The 15,870-nt window shown below is 65.4% G+C and carries 14 protein-coding genes; 4 read left to right on the forward strand and 10 right to left on the reverse strand.

All coding sequences use genetic code 11. The features are described 5' to 3' along the window. Positions 1-4: 4 nt before the first annotated feature. Entirely contained in the window at positions 5-1,045 is a 1,041-nt protein-coding gene (locus KYT87_RS18445) for an SPFH domain-containing protein (protein ID WP_046805428.1), read from the reverse strand. 39 nt (positions 1,046-1,084) lie between these two features. Next, the gene (locus KYT87_RS18450; protein ID WP_046805460.1) at positions 1,085-1,471 is read right to left on the reverse strand and encodes a DUF350 domain-containing protein; all 387 of its coding nucleotides are present in this window, start codon (positions 1,469-1,471) and stop codon (positions 1,085-1,087) included. 90 nt (positions 1,472-1,561) lie between these two features. Between KYT87_RS18450 and KYT87_RS18455 the strand changes: the two genes are divergently transcribed. From KYT87_RS18455 to KYT87_RS18465, 3 genes are all read left to right on the forward strand, one after another. Beyond that, positions 1,562-3,073: a polyamine aminopropyltransferase gene (locus KYT87_RS18455; protein WP_219990545.1), complete on the forward strand. Its 1,512-nt coding sequence runs from the start codon at positions 1,562-1,564 to the stop codon at positions 3,071-3,073. Then, positions 3,073-4,761, forward strand: coding sequence for an NAD(P)/FAD-dependent oxidoreductase (locus KYT87_RS18460; protein ID WP_219990546.1), 1,689 nt, complete (start codon positions 3,073-3,075; stop codon positions 4,759-4,761). The genes KYT87_RS18455 and KYT87_RS18460 overlap by 1 nt, the downstream gene beginning before the upstream one ends. A 115-nt stretch (positions 4,762-4,876) precedes the next feature. After that, entirely contained in the window at positions 4,877-6,124 is a 1,248-nt protein-coding gene (locus KYT87_RS18465; protein WP_219990547.1) for an FAD-binding oxidoreductase, read from the forward strand. Positions 6,125-6,158: 34 nt separating this feature from the next. Here KYT87_RS18465 and KYT87_RS18470 read toward each other — a convergent pair whose 3' ends face one another. From KYT87_RS18470 to KYT87_RS18480, 3 genes are all read right to left on the reverse strand, one after another. After that, the gene (locus tag KYT87_RS18470) at positions 6,159-6,953 is read right to left on the reverse strand and encodes an ABC transporter ATP-binding protein (RefSeq protein ID WP_046805432.1); all 795 of its coding nucleotides are present in this window, start codon (positions 6,951-6,953) and stop codon (positions 6,159-6,161) included. A gap of 1 nt (position 6,954) precedes the next feature. Continuing rightward, positions 6,955-7,845 (reverse strand): ABC transporter permease, encoded by an 891-nt coding sequence (locus tag KYT87_RS18475; protein ID WP_046805433.1) that lies wholly within the window; start codon positions 7,843-7,845, stop codon positions 6,955-6,957. 295 nt (positions 7,846-8,140) lie between these two features. Next, complete coding sequence (locus tag KYT87_RS18480; protein WP_046805434.1) at positions 8,141-9,112, reverse strand: ABC transporter substrate-binding protein; 972 nt, start codon at positions 9,110-9,112, stop codon at positions 8,141-8,143. A 239-nt stretch (positions 9,113-9,351) separates the two neighbouring features. Here KYT87_RS18480 and KYT87_RS18485 point away from each other — a divergent pair, with 239 nt between their 5' ends. Continuing rightward, entirely contained in the window at positions 9,352-10,308 is a 957-nt protein-coding gene (locus tag KYT87_RS18485) for an aldo/keto reductase (protein WP_219990548.1), read from the forward strand. A 4-nt stretch (positions 10,309-10,312) separates the two neighbouring features. Here the strand turns inward: KYT87_RS18485 and KYT87_RS18490 are convergent, their stop codons facing one another. The 5 genes from KYT87_RS18490 to KYT87_RS18510 all read right to left on the reverse strand — a co-directional run bounded on the left by KYT87_RS18490 (position 10,313) and on the right by KYT87_RS18510 (position 15,864). Then, on the reverse strand, positions 10,313-11,284 hold the full coding sequence (locus KYT87_RS18490) for a tripartite tricarboxylate transporter substrate binding protein (RefSeq protein WP_046805435.1): 972 nt from the start codon (positions 11,282-11,284) through the stop codon (positions 10,313-10,315). Between the two features lie 171 nt (positions 11,285-11,455). Then, on the reverse strand, positions 11,456-12,997 hold the full coding sequence (locus tag KYT87_RS18495; protein WP_219990549.1) for a malonyl-CoA synthase: 1,542 nt from the start codon (positions 12,995-12,997) through the stop codon (positions 11,456-11,458). A 5-nt stretch (positions 12,998-13,002) separates the two neighbouring features. Beyond that, positions 13,003-13,794 carry an enoyl-CoA hydratase/isomerase family protein gene (locus KYT87_RS18500; protein WP_219990550.1) on the reverse strand — a complete coding sequence of 264 codons (792 nt, stop codon included), beginning with the start codon at positions 13,792-13,794 and terminating at the stop codon, positions 13,003-13,005. A 47-nt stretch (positions 13,795-13,841) separates the two neighbouring features. Further along, on the reverse strand, positions 13,842-15,161 hold the full coding sequence (locus tag KYT87_RS18505; RefSeq protein WP_219990551.1) for a malonyl-CoA decarboxylase domain-containing protein: 1,320 nt from the start codon (positions 15,159-15,161) through the stop codon (positions 13,842-13,844). Further along, entirely contained in the window at positions 15,112-15,864 is a 753-nt protein-coding gene (locus KYT87_RS18510; protein WP_104144298.1) for a GntR family transcriptional regulator, read from the reverse strand. Before KYT87_RS18510 ends, KYT87_RS18505 begins: the two co-directional genes overlap by 50 nt. Between the last annotated feature and the right edge of the window lie 6 nt (positions 15,865-15,870).

Below are 15,870 nucleotides of genomic sequence, written 5' to 3' on the forward strand. Positions count from 1 at the left end.
GACCTTAGCTGGTAAGTTTCTTCAGCACTTCGGCCTTGGCCGTGTCGTAATCGGCGGCGGTGATCAGCCCTTTATCCAGCAGGTCTTTCAGCTGTTGCAAGCGCGCGACCGGGTCGGCGCCGGCGGCTGCCGGCGCCGGCTGAGCCGGCTGTGCGGGTTGCGCAGGCTGCCCGGCTTGTCCGGCTTGCCCGACGCCCAAGCCCGCAGCCATCGTCTGTCCCAGCGCCGCGCCGGCCGCCAGGCCCGCGCCGATGCCGGCGATGCCGCCTTCGTTCTGCGCGGCCAGCGGAATCGACGTGGCCGTCTGGTACTGGGTGAACTTGCCCAGGTCCCCCGCCATGCCCATGGAAATACGCGTGTCCAGCGCCTTTTGCAGCTCTTCGGGCAGCGACACGTTTTCAACGGTGAAGTTGTCCAGCTTGACGCCATAGCGGTCGAACACCGGCGCCAGCGCCTCGCTGATGCTTTGCGACATCAAGCCCTGGTTGCCGGCGATATCCAGAAACGGCACCTTGGAGCCGCCCAGCGCCGTCGTCATGGCAGCCACCACCATGTTGCGCAGCTGCAATTCCAGGTCGTCGACCGTGTATTCGTCGCGCGTGCCGCTGATTTCGCGATAGAACTTGGCCGGGTCCGAGATCTGGTACGAATACACGCCGAACGCGCGCAGCCGCACCATGCCGAATTCGCTGTCGCGCAGCGTCACCGGCTGCGCCGTGCCCCAACGCCGGCCCAGTTGCAGGCGCGTGCTGAAAAAGATCACGTCCGACTTGAAGGGCGACTCGAACAGCTTGTCCCAGTTCTTCAGGTACGTCAGGATCGGCAGCGTCTGCGTCGTCAGCTTGTACATGCCGGGGCCGAACACATCGGCCACCTTGCCTTCATTGACGAACACCGCCATCTGCGATTCACGCACCGTCAGGCTGGCGCCGTACTGAATTTCAAAGTCCTGCATCGGATGGCGCCAGGCGAGCACGCCGTCGCGATCTTCGTTCCATTGCAGGATGTCGATGAACTGCTTGCGAATAAAGGAACCGAGACTCATAGGTCCTCCCGTGTCAGGTGGGATTGCGCGCGTTTGCCCTCAGGTCAGGCAGCCCGCGTTCACGATGCCGGCGGCCAGCGAGATCGAACCGATCAGGCCGCCCATGGCGATATTGTTTTGTTCGATGGCCTCGTTCATGCCGGCAATGGCCTTGTTGACCACGACATAAACGACGATCTGCACCAGCATGGCGGCCACGCCCCACACCAGGAACATCACGAAGCTGGCATGCACGGCGATGCTGGAACACAAGGTCAGGCTGAAGCCCACCAACGCACCGCCATAGGACAGCACGGCGGCGATATTGCCTTCGCGGATCAGGTCGAATTCCTTGTAGCGGGTCACGGCGGTATAGACCGCCGTGAAAACGCCCAGCATGACCAGCGCCGAGACGATATAGATGAGATAGGTCACCGCCGGATGCATCGCTTCTCCCATTGCCACCCTCCTAATTGCGCGCAGTATATACGCGGCGTTCGATATACTGCGAACGCATTTTTCGCCCCGGACTCCCCAATGCGCGACCGCGTTCTCATCCTATCGGTATTGATCGTTGCTTCCTGCGGCTTGGGCTATGAGCTCATCAGCAGCGCGCTGGCCAGCTATTTACTGGGCGATTCGATCCTTCAGTTCTCCTCCGTTATCGGCTGCTATTTGTTCGCCATGGGCATCGGTTCGTGGTTGTCAAAATATGTAAGAGACGAAGACGTTTTGAATCGGTTCATCGACGTCGAACTGCTGGTGGCGTTGCTGGGCGGCGTCTCGGCCGCCGTGTTGTTCCTGGTGTTCGCCTGGCTGTCCGCGCCCTTTCGCGCGGCGCTGTATGTGGGCGTCTTTGTCATCGGCTTGATGGTGGGCATGGAGATCCCGCTGGTGATGCGCGTGTTCAATCAGCGCAAGGCCGAATTCCGCGAGATCGTCAGCCGCGTGTTGACGTTCGACTATCTGGGCGCGCTGGCGGTGTCGCTGATCTTTCCGCTGCTGCTGGCGCCCAAGCTGGGCCTGCTGCGCACCAGTTTCCTGTTCGGCATCCTGAACGCCAGCGTGGCCTTGTGGACCACGTGGCTGTTTCGCGCCGAAGTGCGCCGCCCCGGCGAAAAAGCCATACGCGCCTGCGTCGTGATCGGCTTTCTGGCGCTGGGCTTCATCTATTCCACCGCGATGACGGCCTGGGCCGAAAAGGGCTTGTACGGCGATGACGTGGTGCATGCCGAAACCACGCCGTACCAGCGCCTGGTGGTGACGCGCTGGCATGACGACCTGCGTCTGTACATCAACAACAACCTGCAATTCTCGTCGCGCGACGAACACCGCTATCACGAATCGCTGGTGCATCCCGGGCTGCAAACGCTGCCCTGGGCGCGCAACGTCTTGGTGCTGGGCGGCGGCGATGGCTTGGCGGTGCGTGAAATCCTTAAGTACAAGCACATTGAACACATCACGCTGGTGGACCTGGACCCGGCCATGACCGGGCTGTTCTCGCGGTCCGATCCCCTGGTTGCGTTGAACCAGGGCGCACTGAAAGATCCCCGCGTCACCGTCATCAACGACGACGCCGGCCGCTGGCTGGAAACCCATGCCGAGGTCTACGACTTCATCGTGGTGGACTTTCCCGACCCGTCCAACTTCGGCCTGGGCCGCCTGTATTCCGTGCCCGTCTATCACCTGATGGCGCGCCACCTGGCCGAAAACGGCTACATGGTGATCCAGTCCACCTCGCCCTACTTCGCGCCGCGTTCGTTCTGGAGCGTGAACGCCACGCTGAAGGAAGCGGGCTTGAACACCTGGCCGTATCACACCTACGTGCCCTCGTTTGGCGATTGGGGCTTCATCCTGGCCAGCAAGCGCCGCGACTACACGCCGCCCGACAAGATCACCGTGCCCACGCGCTACCTGGACCCGGCAACCACGCGTGAACTCTTTCACTTCCCGGCCGACATGCCCGCGCTGGAGATGCCGCCCAACCGCTTGAACGAGCAGTCGCTGGTGCGCTATTTCGACGAGGACTGGCGCAAGGTCATCCGCTGATGCGCCGCCGCAGCTTTCTTCTGGGCGCGGCCACGGCGGCGGTGGCCGGCACCGCGGGCTACTACCGCCAGCGCATCGTCGAGACCCCGGCAAACGTGGCTTACCCCGGCATGCAGGCGGGCCACGCGCTGCGCGACGGCGCGGCCCTGCCCGCCGCCACCGCGCACCATCGGCACCAGGTCGTCATCCTGGGCGCGGGCGTGGCCGGCCTGTCATGCGCGTGGAAGCTGGCGCGCGAAGGGTTTACCGACTTTGTCGTGGTGCAGGGGCCGGAATTCGCCGGCAACGCCGCCGCCGGGCGGCAGGACGAACTGCACTATCCGCTGGGCGCGCATTACCTGCCGCTGCCTTCGATGGCGTCCACCCATGTGCGCCAGATGCTGGCCGACTTCGGCATCATCGAACACGGCGCGGGCGATGTCCGCCCGGTGTATGACGAATCCGTCCTGGTGCATTCGCCGCAAGAGCGCCTGCTGCGCAACGGGCGCTGGGAAGACGGCCTGCTGCCCATGACGGGCCTGCCCGATGCCGACGTGGCGCAGCACCATCGCTTCCTGGCGCTGGTCGAACGCCTGCACACGCAGCGGGGCAATGACGGGCGGCGCGTGTTCAGCATCCCGCTGGTGCTGTCCTCGCAAGACCCTGCCTGGCGTGCGCTGGATCAGATCCCCTTCAAGCAGTGGCTGGATCGCGAAGGCTACACGTCGCCCGCCTTGCACTGGTACCTGAACTACTGCTGCCGCGATGACTACGGCGCGGGCTACGACGTGGTGTCGGCCTGGGCCGGTCTGCACTACTTTGCCAGCCGCGACGGCCACGCGGCCAACGCGGGGGAAGGCGCGGTGCTGACGTGGCCGGGCGGGCTGGGCGTGCTGGCCGACCGCATGCGCCAGGCCATCGACGACAAGCTGGGCCACACGCGCTGGCTCATGGCGGGTACGGCGGTGCGCATCGCCGACACGCCCGCCGGCCCGCTCACCACCTGCGTGGCCACGGATTTGGCCCCGGGTTTGGCCACGGGTTCGACCCTGGGTTTGACCCCAGACTCCACGCCGCGCGCCTACACCTTGCAAAGCCGGCGCACCGTCTGCGCCATGCCCTTGTTCGTGGCGCAACGCCTGTTGCCCGACATCCGCGCCTATGGCTACGACCCGGCCGTGCATGCGTCATCGCACGCGCCCTGGCTGGTGTCCAATTTTCTGCTGGAAGGCTATCCGCAGGAAGCGCCCGGCGAGCCGCTGTCCTGGGACAACGTCGTCTACCTAGGCCGTGCGCTGGGCTATGTGGTGTCCACGCACCAGCTGCTGCGCGTGGCGCGTTCGCCGCGATCCGTCTTCACGGCCTATCACACCTTGAGCACGCAGACGCCCAACGCGGCGCGGCAATGGCTTAGCACGGCCAACCCCGAAGCCCTGCGCGACGAAGCGGCCGCCGACCTGATCGCCGCCTACGGCCGGGAATTCTGGCGCCATGCGCGCCGGCTGGACATCACCGTGCGCGGCCATGCCATGGCCTCGCCGCTATGCGGCAGCCTGTCCAACGCCGGGCTGGCCGCGCTGCGCGAGGTGGACGGCCCCGTGCTGTTCGCGCATGCCGACTTGTCCGGGTATTCTGTCTTCGAGGAAGCGTCCTGGTGGGGCGTGGTGGCGGCCGGGCGGATATTGGGGCAAGCGCCGCCAAGCGCTTGATTTGCGTCCCCCGCAACAGGGCGACGCGCGCCCGAATCGCGACCCCGATTTTGCTACACGCGCCCGCATCCACTGCCCTACAATCGCCCGTCATTCGGGCTACGAAGAAGAACTCATGGGAAAGCACGTCATCGTCCTGGGCGCCGGCATTGTGGGCGTGTGCTGCGCGCTGGAGCTGGTGCGACGCGGCTTGCGCGTGACGCTGGTCGACCGGCAGGCGCCCGGCATGGAAACGTCGATGGGCAACGCCGGCGTGCTGGCGCGCAGTTCGCTGATGCCGTTCAACCACCCCGGCCTGTGGGGCCAGTTGCCCCGCCTGATGAAGAACGACACCGTGCAGTTCCGGTATCGCGCGTCCTATCTGGCGCAGAACCTGGGCTGGGCAGCGCGCTTCCTGCTGAACGCGCGGCCGTCGGTGTTCAAGGAAACCACGCGCGCGCTGGACGAACTGATCCGGGTGTCCGCCCCCGAACATCTGCGGCTGCTGGATGCCGCCGGCGCGCGCCATCGTTTGCGCGACACCGGCTGGGTGTTCCTGTACCGCAGCCCGGCCGCCTGGAACGCCAGCGCGTTGGCGCGCCAGACGTTCGCGCAATACCAGGTGCCCACGCAGACGCTGGACCCGGTTGAACTGGCCGCGTTGGAACCCGCGCTGTCACCCATCTTTCACCGTGCGCTGTGGATCCAGGGTTCGTATTCCGTTGACGACCCGCAGGCCGTGGTCACCGCGTACGCCGACCTGTTCCGGCAAACGGGCGGCACGGTCAAGGCGATGACGGCCACCGGCATCCGGCGCGACGGCCAGGGCTGGACGGTGCAAGGAGCCCAAGGTTCGGAAACCCTGTCGGCCGATCAGTTGGTGGTGGCGTTGGGGCCGTGGTCCAAGGCGTTGCTCAAGACCACCGGCATCGATCTACCCATGGCGTTTGAACGCGGCTATCACATGCACTATCGCGGCCAGGACGGCGCGCGTGTGACGCGACCGGTGTACGACACCGGCGGCGGCTACGTGCTGTCGCCCATGGCGCGCGGGCTGCGCCTGACCACGGGCGTGGAACTGGACGCCTGCGAAGCCGCGCCGCGCATGACGCAATTGGAGCTGGCCGAAGCGCGAGCGCGCGAGGCCTTCCCGCTGGGGGAACGCGTGGACCCCGCCGCCTGGCTGGGCCGGCGCCCCACCCTGCCCGACAGCCGCCCGATGATCGGGCAGGCGCCCAAGCACCCGGGGCTATGGCTGGCGCTGGGGCATCAGCACATTGGCTTCAGCACGGCGCCGGGCACGGCGAAGCTATTGGGCGAACTGATGTTCGACAATCCCGACCCGTCGCGCCACCATGCGTTCCGGCCGGGGCGCTTTATCTAGGGCGCTTCGTCCAGAGCAGCTTCGTTCAGGGCTATCACCCCAGCAACAGCGCGTCGTCCGACAGCTTTTCGCCGCGCACGCGCTCGAACATCGCCAGCAGATCCGGCACATCCATGCCGCGGCGTTCATCGCCCGACACGTCCAGCACCACCTGCCCTTGATGCAGCATCACCGTGCGGTCGCCCACGTCCAGCGCCTGCCGCATGCTGTGCGTGACCATCATCGTGGTCAGCTGGCTTTCGGCAACGATGCGCGCCGTCAGTTGCAGCACGAAGTCGGCGGTACGCGGGTCCAGCGCGGCGGTGTGCTCGTCCAGCAGCAGGATGCGCGACGGCTGCAAGGCCGCCATCAGCAGGCTGACCGCCTGGCGCTGGCCGCCGGACAGCAGGCCGATGCGGTCGGTCAAGCGGTTTTCCAGGCCCAGGCCCAAGGTGGCCAGACGCTCACGAAAGCCGTCCTTCATCGACGCCTTGACCGCGCGGCTATAGCCACGGCGCACGCCGCGCATCTGCGCCAGCGCCATGTTTTCTTCGATGGTCAGGTCTTCGCAGGTGCCCGCCATGGGGTCCTGGAACACGCGGGCCACACGGCCGGCGCGCGCCCACACGGGCTGGCGCGTCACGTCCACGCCGTTGATGTCGATGCGGCCCGAATCAATCGGCAGGTCGCCCGACACCGCGTTCAGGAACGTGGACTTGCCGGCGCCGTTCGAACCGATGACGGTCACGAACTGGCCTGACGGAATCTCCAGCGACAGGCCACGCAGCGCGCGCGTCTCGATGGGCGTTCCCGCGTTGAAGGTAATTTTCAAATCTTTTGCGGACAACATATCAGCGCCCCTTCTTGCCGACGATACGGCGCTTGAGCATCGGGATGACCAGGGCAATCGTGACCAGCACCGCGGTGACAAGGTTCAGGTCTTGTGCCTTCAGGCCGATGAAATCGCTATTGAGCGCCAACGCGATGAAAAAGCGGTAGACGATGGCGCCGATGATGACGGCCAGCGTCGCCAGCACCAGCTTGCGCGACGGCAGGATGCTTTCGCCGACGATCACCGCAGCCAGGCCGATCACGATGGTGCCGATGCCCATCGAGATATCCGAGCCGCCCTGCGTCTGCGCGAACAGCGCGCCGGCCAGCGCCACCAGCGCGTTGGACAGCGCCATGCCGCCCATGATCATGCGGCCGGTGTTGACGCCCTGCGCGCGAGCCATGCGGCCGTTGGACCCGGTGGCGCGCACGGCCAGCCCGGTCTGCGTGGCAAAGAACCAGTCCAGCGCCAGCTTGGCCAGGATGACGATCACGATCAGAATCAGCGGGCGCGCGACATAGTCGGAGATCCAGCCCGGCTGCAAGATCGTGAACACGGTGGGTTCGGTGATCAGCGGAACGTTCGGCTTGCCCATGATGCGCAGGTTGATCGAGTACAGCGCGATCATCATCAGGATGCTGGCCAGCAGGTCCATGATCTTGAGCTTCACGTTCAGCATGCCCGTGATCAGGCCGGCGACCGCGCCCGCGAACGTGGCGATGATCGTGGCGGAAAACGGATCGGTGCCCGACGCAATCAGCGTGGCACAGACGGCGCCGCCCAGCGGAAAGCTGCCGTCAACGGTCAGGTCGGGGAAGCGCAGCAGGCGAAAGGAGATAAACACGCCCAAGGCCACCAGGCTGAAGATCAGCCCGATCTCCAACGCGCCTAACAACGAGAACAATGACATGGGTTAAATCCAATCAGGGTAAGGAAGGTGCATATTAAAGAGTTGAAACGTCGGATTTCTTGCGTTCAGGCATCAGTTTTACCCGAGCTTTCGCAACAAACGTTTCCCGGTTCGTCATTTTCTCGCGTTTCGTTCCAAAGCATCCGCGCGCTTGCCGGACGGACCGGAAAGCGGCGACGTTCAAAGCCAGGAAAGGGAGCAAAACGGCAGGACCCGGTCGCGGTGCGACCCGAAAAAAGCTTAACAAAAACCCCGCGCACGCCGGGCGGCGTGGCGGGGTCTGGCGAGTGTCGCTTTACTTCACGACCACCGCGGCCGACTTGATCACGGCGTCCGACAGGGTCACGCCCTGCTTGGCGGCGGCGCCCGGGTTCACGTAGAGCTCAAGCTTGGAGATGACTTCCGACGGAATGGCGCCGGGCTTTTCGCCCTTGAGAATGCGCACGACCACCTTGCCCGTCTGCACGCCCAGGTCGTGGTAGTTGATCCCCAGCGCCGCGATACCGCCGCGCTTGACGCTGTCGGTATCCGAGGCGATCAGCGGGATCTTCGCGTCGTTACCCACCTTGACCAGCGATTCATACGCCGACACGACGTTGTTGTCGGTGTTGGTGTAGATGACGTCGACCTTGCCGATCAGGCTGCGCGCGGCCGAGGCCACGTCAACCGAACGCGGGGCGGCGGCTTCAACCAGGCTCATGCCCGACTTGGGCAGGATTTCCTGCAACTTCTTCACCACCACGACCGAGTTGGCCTCGCCCGGGTTGTAGACGATGCCCACGCGCTTGGCGTTGGGAACGATTTTCTTGATGAGTTCAACCTGCTTTTCCAGCGCCAGCATGTCCGACACGCCGGTCACGTTGGTGCCCGTGGCGTCCATGCTCTTGACCAGCTGCGCTGCCACCGGGTCGGTCACGGCCGAATACACCACCGGCACGTCCTTGGTGGCGGCCACGACGGCCTGGGCCGAGGGCGTGGCGATCGCGACGATGGCGTCGGGACGGTCACCCACGAATTTGCGGGCGATCTGCGCGGCGGTGCCGTTGTTGCCCTGCGCGCTTTGGTACTGCCACTTCAGGTTCTTGCCGGATTCGTAGCCGGCTTGCTTCAGGGCGTCTTGCACCCCATCACGCACGGCGTCCAGCGCCGGGTGCTCGACGATGGCGGTAATCGCCACCGACTTTTGCTGCGCCGACACTGGTGAGGCGATAGCCATCGCCAGCGCCATGGCGCCAACCGTCAGAAAATGTTTTTTTCCGATCAGCATACGTAAGCTCCTTGAACCCTTGGTTTTTGTTCGTTATTACAACTACGCCGGCGGCTTCCCGTCGGTCGGTCAGCCGTAAAGCCATATAGTCTAACTTGCCGTCAGACAAAAGAATTTGCGGGGAATCCCTGAAATGGTGCATGCCGGCAAGCATGCTCCACGCCGGGGCGCGCCGCGCCAATATACTAAATATCGCCAAGGCCGACGGCGGATCGTCGGCCACATCCCAAGGCCTCATCATGATCAAACGCGCTCTGGGCCGTTCCGGCCTGCAAGTTCCCCCCCTGACTTTCGGCGGCAACGTCTTCGGCTGGACGGTCGACGAAGCCGGCGCCTATTCCCTGCTTGACGCCATGGTCGACGCGGGCCTGAATTTCATCGACACGGCCGACGTGTATTCGCGCTGGGTGCCCGGCAACCAGGGCGGCGAATCCGAAACGCTGATCGGCAAATGGCTCAAGCGATCCGGCAAGCGCGACCGCGTGATGATTGCCACCAAGGTCGGCATGGAAATGGGCCCCGACGCGCGCGGCCTGGCGCCCGCCTACATCCGCCGTTCACTGGATGCCTCGCTGGCGCGGCTGCAAACGGATTATGTGGACCTGTACCAGTCGCACAAAGACGACCCCGATACGCCGCTGACCGACACGTTGGCGGAATACGCCAAGCACATCGAGTCCGGCAAGGTGCGCGCCATCGGCGCGTCAAACTACACGGCCGTGCGCCTGTCCGAAGCGCTGATCGCGGCCGAACGCCACGACCTGCCGCGCTACGAAAGCATCCAGCCCGAATACAACCTGTACAACCGCGCCGCGTTCGAGACCGGGCTGCAAGGCCTGGTGAAAACGCAGCAGATGGGCACCATCAATTACTACGCGCTGGCCAGCGGTTTTCTTAGCGGCAAATATCGCAGCGCGGCCGACGCCGGCAAAAGCGCGCGCGGCCAGAAGATTGTGGAGACCTATCTGAACGAACGCGGCCTGCGCATCTTGAAGGCGCTGGACGAGGTCTCGGAAGACGCCGGCTGCACGCCCGCGCAAGCCGCGCTGGCCTGGCAGATTGCACAGCCGGGCATCACCTCGCCCATCGTCAGCGCCACGTCGTTGGCGCAGCTTGACGAACTGGTCAAGGCCGCCAGCCTGACGCTGACGCATGACCAGTTGGCCAAGCTGAGCCAGGCCAGCGAATGGCGCTAAGGCATTAATCCAGCTTCACGCCGGAATCTTTCACCACCTTGGCCCAGCGATCGACTTCGCTATCGACGAACTTGCCGAAGTCGGCGCCCGTCAGCGTGGGCACCGCCGAGCCGTTGCCGGCCCACGTTTCCTTCAGCTTCGGGGTGTTCAGCGCCTTGGTGATTTCCACCGCCATCTTGTCGACCGCCTCTTTCGGCGTGCCGGTCGGCGCCCAGATGGCGTACCAGGTCGACACGACGTAATTCGGCACGCCGGCTTCGGCGGCGGTCGGCACGTTGGGTAGCGAGGCCGACCGTTCGCTGGCCGCCACGGCCAGGGGCTTGATGGCGCCCGCGCGTATATGTCCGGACGACGAACCCAGCCCATCGAACGCCAGGTCTACCTGACCACCGATCAACGCGGACAGCATCGGGCCGGCGCCCTGGTACGGCACGTCCACCAGCTTGATGCCGGTCTGCATGGCGAACAATTCACCGGCCAGGTGGTGCGTGCTGCCCTTGCCGGCGGTGCCGTAATTGATTTCGCCCGGATGCTTCTTGGCGTAGTCGACGAATTCCTGCAAGGTCTTGACCGGCAACTTGCCGGCGTTGATCACCACCACTTGCGGCGGCTGCGCCACCAGCGCGACCGGCACGAAGTCCTTCTGGATGTTGTAGTTCAGGCTTTTGTACAGCGACGGGGCCAACGCGTGGTGCGCGCCGCCCATGAAGAAGGTGTAGCCGTCGGGCCGGGCCTTGGCGGCGACGCCCGCGCCCACCGTGCCGCCCGCGCCGCCCTTGTTGTCGATCACCACCGTCTGGCCCAATTGCATGGTCAGTTGTTGGGCCAGCGGGCGGGCGAAGGTGTCCGTGCCGCCGCCTGCGGGGAACGGAACGATCAGCGTGATGGGGCGCTCTGGCCATTGCGCGGCGGCCGTGCCGCCGAAACCCAGGGCTGCCACGGCGACTAGGGCCACGGCGGACTTGCGAACTTTCATAATGTCTCCTCTTGCTGCATCACGGGGACGGCGCGGTTGTGTGCGTCTCGTCTCTTGAAATTCTTATTGAATGAATGCTGCCAGGACTGCAATGCGTAGTCGGATCGAGTCGGAAGGCCTCCTGTGTAGAAAAAAAATGCCGGCCCATGCAGGCCGGCATCTGGCATGGCGTCAAAGCGTCTTATAGGTTTCGCGCAGCACGTTCTTTTGGACCTTGCCCATCGTGTTGCGCGGCAATTGGTCAACGATGTGCACGCGCTTGGGCACCTTGAAGTTGGCGATGCGTGACTTCAGTTCCTGTTGCATCGCGCCCGCGTCCAGCGACGCGCCGTCCTTGGGCACGACCACCGCGACGACGGCTTCGCCGAAGTCCGCGTGCGGCACGCCGATGACGGCCGATTCCGCCACGCCAGGCATGTCGTCGATCAGCGTTTCGATTTCCTTGGGGTAGACGTTAAAGCCGCCCGAGATGATCAGGTCCTTGCTGCGCCCGACGATGGACAGCGTGTCGGCCGGCACTTCGCGCCCGGCGGATTCGCCGCCCCAGCGGCCGACGTCGCCCGTCTTGAACCAGCCGTCTTCGGTGAATTCCTCGCGCGTTTTTTCCGGCATGCGCCAGTAGCCCGAGAACACGTTGGGGCCACGCACCTGCACGTTGCCGATCTCGCCCGGCGCCAGCGGCACGCCCGCGTCGTCCACGACGCGCACCTGCACGCCCGGCAACGCGCGCCCGACCGTGCCGGCCAGGCGCTCGCCCTGGGCGGGGTCATAGGGGTTGGACGTCAGCATGACGGTTTCGCTCATGCCGTAGCGTTCCAGGATGGCGTGGCCGCTGCGCGCCTTGAAGTCCGAGAACGTCTCGGCCAACAGCGGCGCCGACCCCGAGATGAACAGGCGCATGTTGGCGCACACGTCGCGGTTAAAGCGCGGGTCGGCCAGCAGACGCACGTAGTACGTGGGCACGCCCATCATCACCGTGCATTGCGGCAGGTAATGCAGCGCCTGGTCGGCATCCAGCTTGGGCAGCCAGATCATCTTGGCGCCGGCCAGCAAGGCGCCGTGCGAGGCCACGAACAAGCCATGCACGTGGAAGATGGGCAACATGTGCAGCAGCACGTCGTCTTCGCGCCAGCCCCAGTATTCGTGCAGCACCTGCGCGTTGGCGGCCAGGTTGCCATGCGACAGCATCGCGCCCTTGCTGCGGCCGGTGGTGCCGGACGTATACAGAATGGCGGCCAGGTCGTTGGGCTTGCGCTGCACGGTCTTGAACGTTTGCGGCAGGCCGGCGGCGGCGTCCAGCAGCGTGCCCGTGCGGTCTTCGTCCAGCGTGTAGACGTGCGCGCAGCCGGCCTTGTCGGCGGCGCGCTGCACCCAGTCCAGGTTCTTGCTGGCGCAGACCACTACGGCGGGCTCGGCGTTGCCCAGGAAGTATTCGATCTCGGCTTCGCGGTAGGCCGTGTTCAGCGGCAGGTACACCAGCCCGGCGCGCAAGGTGGCCAGGTACAACAGCAGCGCTTCCGGCGATTTTTCGACTTGCACGGCCACGCGCGAACCGTCGGGCAGGTCCAGCGACGTCAGCAGGTTGGCCAGGCACGCGGTGGCGCGGTCGATGTCATCCCAGGTGTATTGCAGGTCGGGCGTTTCCAGCGCGACTTTGCTGCGGTCTTTGGGAAAGCCGCCTTGCAGGACAGCATAGAGGTTGGCGTTGCTCACCTTGGTCAGTCTCCGGAAAAGGAAGGATCTACGCCGGCCAGGAAAGCGCGCACGCCTTCCTTGTGGTCCCGGCTTTCGGCATAGGAGAAATAGTCTTGATATTCGTCTTCGGTCAAGGCGCCCCCTTGGGCAAGCCGCGCCGACAGGCGTTTATTGATGCGGGCGGCCAATGGCGCGCCCTGGGCGATGCGATCGGCGCTGCGGCGGGCGGCATCGGCCACCTGATCGTCGGGCACGATGCGCGTCAGCAGCCCCAGGCCGTGCGCCTCGTCGGCGCCGAAGACCCGGCCTTCCAGCAAAATTGCCAGCGTGGCCGCGCGCCCGACCAGGGCCAGAAGGCCGCGCATTTCATCGGGCGCCATGGGAAAGCCCAGGCGGTTGATGGGCACGCCGAAACGCGCCGACGCACCAGCGATGCGCAAGTCGCACTGGCTGGCAATTTCCAGCCCGCCGCCCACGCACACGCCTTCGATCTGGGCGATGACGGGGTGCGGGCAGTCGGCCACGGCCCGCAAGGCGGGCGCCAGGATGTGGCGGTGGTAATGCTGCACGCCGGCGGCATCGGCCCGCTGCACGGGAAATTCGCGGATGTCGGCGCCCGCGGCAAAGTTGCCGCCTTCGCCCCGCACGATCACGCAGCGCACGGTGTTGTCGGCGGCCAGGCGCGTGAACACCTGGCCAAGCTCGCCCCACATGCCCACCGTTATCGCGTTCAACCGCCCCGGGTGCGATAGCGTCACCCAGGCCAACGGCCCCTCGCGTTCCAGCCGCACGCGGCCGGTCACGTCTTGCGTCATGTCCCCTTGCCCCTTTTCTTATTGATATGGACCGCTTTGTAAAGCGATCAGGCCACGCGTCCGACTCCCCGGCTTACCTGCGGCTTACCTTCGCCCAAGCGGGCAAGGTTGGTGTCCAGCTCGTCCAGGTCATACAGGTAGTTGACCATCAGCGCGCAAGACTGCTTCATGCCCTTGACCGAGGTGTCGGCCGCCCAGTTCAAGCGTTCGATGCGCGCGCCGTTGCCCAGGTGAAAACGCGCCACGGGGTCCAGCGGCAGCCCGTTCTTCATGGATTGCAAATACGTGGCGGCCAGCCGGAAGCCGGCGCGTTTGATCACGTCGGACGCCTTGCCCTGCGCGGCGGCCTTGGCCAGCCGCGACACCCAGCGCTGGCCATCCGGCACCCCTTCGCGCTTGCGATCCTTGGCGCGCGACTTGTCTTCGCGCACGATGGCCTCCACGGCGTCGGCGTCCAGCTTGCCCAGCCAATCCGAAAACCCGGGGATGGGCGACAGCGTGGCAAAGTTCTTCAGCTTGGGCAGCTCTTCCAGCAGCTGCTCGACCACGCGCTTGAGCAGGAAGTTGCCGAAGCTGATGCCCTTCAGGCCGGGCTGCGTATTCGAAATGGAATAGAAGATCGCCCAGCGCGCCTTGTCCAGATCCTGCGGCGGCAAGGTGCTGTCCAGCAGCACCTGCACGTTGTCGGCCATGCTGCTGGCAAACGCCACTTCCACGAAAATCAGCGGCACGCCCGGCATCTGCGGGTGGAAATAGGCGTAGCAGCGGCGGTCGGGCGACACGCGGCGGCGCAGATCGTCCCACGAGGTGATCTCGTGCACGGCTTCGTACAGGATCAGTTTTTCCAGCAGCGACGCGGGCGAATCCCAGGTCAGCGGGCGCAACTCCAGCAAGCCCACGTCAAACCAGGCGGACAGCAACCCTTCCAGTTCCTTGTCCAGCCCCTGGATACCCGATACCTGCTTGCGCCAACGCAGCATGTCGGCGCGCAGATCCACCAGGAAGCGCAAGCCGTGCGGCAGCGCGTTAAAGCGCTTGAACAGGCGCGTGCCCTCGCCGCCGTCGCCCCCGTACGTGGCGCGCACCTGAGCCAACGCCGCCAGCATCAGCCGGCGGTCCTTGCTGTCGGCCGTGCTGTATTGCTCGCACCAGCGGCGCGCCAGCTTGTTGGCCGCCACATCGGTCAGGCGCGCCTCGAACAGGCGGCGCACCTCGGATTCGCTGGGCAGGCGCCCGCGTTCCCACAGCTTGCCCAGGCGCGTCATCAGGCTGGCGCCCTCGGCGGCCGCCGCAGGGTCGATCAGCTCGGGCTCGGGCTCAGGCGTGCGTGCGCCCCGCGCGGGCGCGAGATTGGCGGGTACGGACATGGGCGGGCTCCTCGATAACGATGGGATCGGATAACGCCGGATCGGCGGCGTCTTCATTGGCCAAAATGCGCAGCGCTTCCAGCTGCCGCATCAGATGGGTGTGCGCCAGGGCCTGGGCGGCCTCACTGTCATGCGCTTTCAGGGCGTCGAAAATGGCCAGGTGTTCGGCGCAGGACTGCTGGATGCGCCCGGGGCGCGCCAGACTGCGGTGCCGCGACAGGCTCAGGACCTTGCGCAGGTTGCCCACCATGTCCGACAGCCACTGGTTGCCGGCCAGCGCCTGGACGGCTTCGTGGATCAGGTAATTGGTTTGGTAGTAGGCGTCGATGCGGCCGGCGCGGGCATGGCCGGCCAGCTCGGCGTGCAGCGGCTCAAGCGCCGCCAGTTCGTCGTCGGTGGCCTTGCGGGCGGCTTCGAAAGCGCAGCGCCCTTCCAGCATGGCCATCAGCGGGAAGATGTCTTCCAGGTCTTGCGTGGACAGTTCATTGACAAAGCAGCCGCGGCGCGGCTCCAGCCGCACCAGCCCTTCGGTGGCCAGCACCTTCAGCGCCTCGCGCAAGGGGGTGCGGGATATGCCCATTTCGCCCGCCAGCCGAAGTTCGTCGATCCATTCGCCGTTGGACAGGGCGCGCGCATGGATCATGCCGCGCAGGCGATCCGCGACTTCCAGGTAAAGGGCTTGACGGACGATGGGTTGGCTCATGGGGGC

The organism is Achromobacter sp. ES-001 (assembly GCF_019448355.1).
Lineage (GTDB): Bacteria > Pseudomonadota > Gammaproteobacteria > Burkholderiales > Burkholderiaceae_B > Achromobacter > Achromobacter spanius_B.

What these genes read in the sequence shown, in the direction of transcription:
- KYT87_RS18445 (WP_046805428.1), bottom strand. Translation starts at nt 1,045, where the DNA reads ATGAGTCTCGGTTCCTTTATTCGCAAGCAGTTCATCGACATCCTGCAA.
- KYT87_RS18450 (WP_046805460.1), bottom strand. Translation starts at nt 1,471, where the DNA reads ATGCATCCGGCGGTGACCTATCTCATCTATATCGTCTCGGCGCTGGTC.
- KYT87_RS18455 (WP_219990545.1), top strand. Translation starts at nt 1,562, where the DNA reads ATGCGCGACCGCGTTCTCATCCTATCGGTATTGATCGTTGCTTCCTGC.
- KYT87_RS18460 (WP_219990546.1), top strand. Translation starts at nt 3,073, where the DNA reads ATGCGCCGCCGCAGCTTTCTTCTGGGCGCGGCCACGGCGGCGGTGGCC.
- KYT87_RS18465 (WP_219990547.1), top strand. Translation starts at nt 4,877, where the DNA reads ATGGGAAAGCACGTCATCGTCCTGGGCGCCGGCATTGTGGGCGTGTGC.
- KYT87_RS18470 (WP_046805432.1), bottom strand. Translation starts at nt 6,953, where the DNA reads ATGTTGTCCGCAAAAGATTTGAAAATTACCTTCAACGCGGGAACGCCC.
- KYT87_RS18475 (WP_046805433.1), bottom strand. Translation starts at nt 7,845, where the DNA reads ATGTCATTGTTCTCGTTGTTAGGCGCGTTGGAGATCGGGCTGATCTTC.
- KYT87_RS18480 (WP_046805434.1), bottom strand. Translation starts at nt 9,112, where the DNA reads ATGCTGATCGGAAAAAAACATTTTCTGACGGTTGGCGCCATGGCGCTG.
- KYT87_RS18485 (WP_219990548.1), top strand. Translation starts at nt 9,352, where the DNA reads ATGATCAAACGCGCTCTGGGCCGTTCCGGCCTGCAAGTTCCCCCCCTG.
- KYT87_RS18490 (WP_046805435.1), bottom strand. Translation starts at nt 11,284, where the DNA reads ATGAAAGTTCGCAAGTCCGCCGTGGCCCTAGTCGCCGTGGCAGCCCTG.
- KYT87_RS18500 (WP_219990550.1), bottom strand. Translation starts at nt 13,794, where the DNA reads ATGACGCAAGACGTGACCGGCCGCGTGCGGCTGGAACGCGAGGGGCCG.
- KYT87_RS18505 (WP_219990551.1), bottom strand. Translation starts at nt 15,161, where the DNA reads ATGTCCGTACCCGCCAATCTCGCGCCCGCGCGGGGCGCACGCACGCCT.
- KYT87_RS18510 (WP_104144298.1), bottom strand. Translation starts at nt 15,864, where the DNA reads ATGAGCCAACCCATCGTCCGTCAAGCCCTTTACCTGGAAGTCGCGGAT.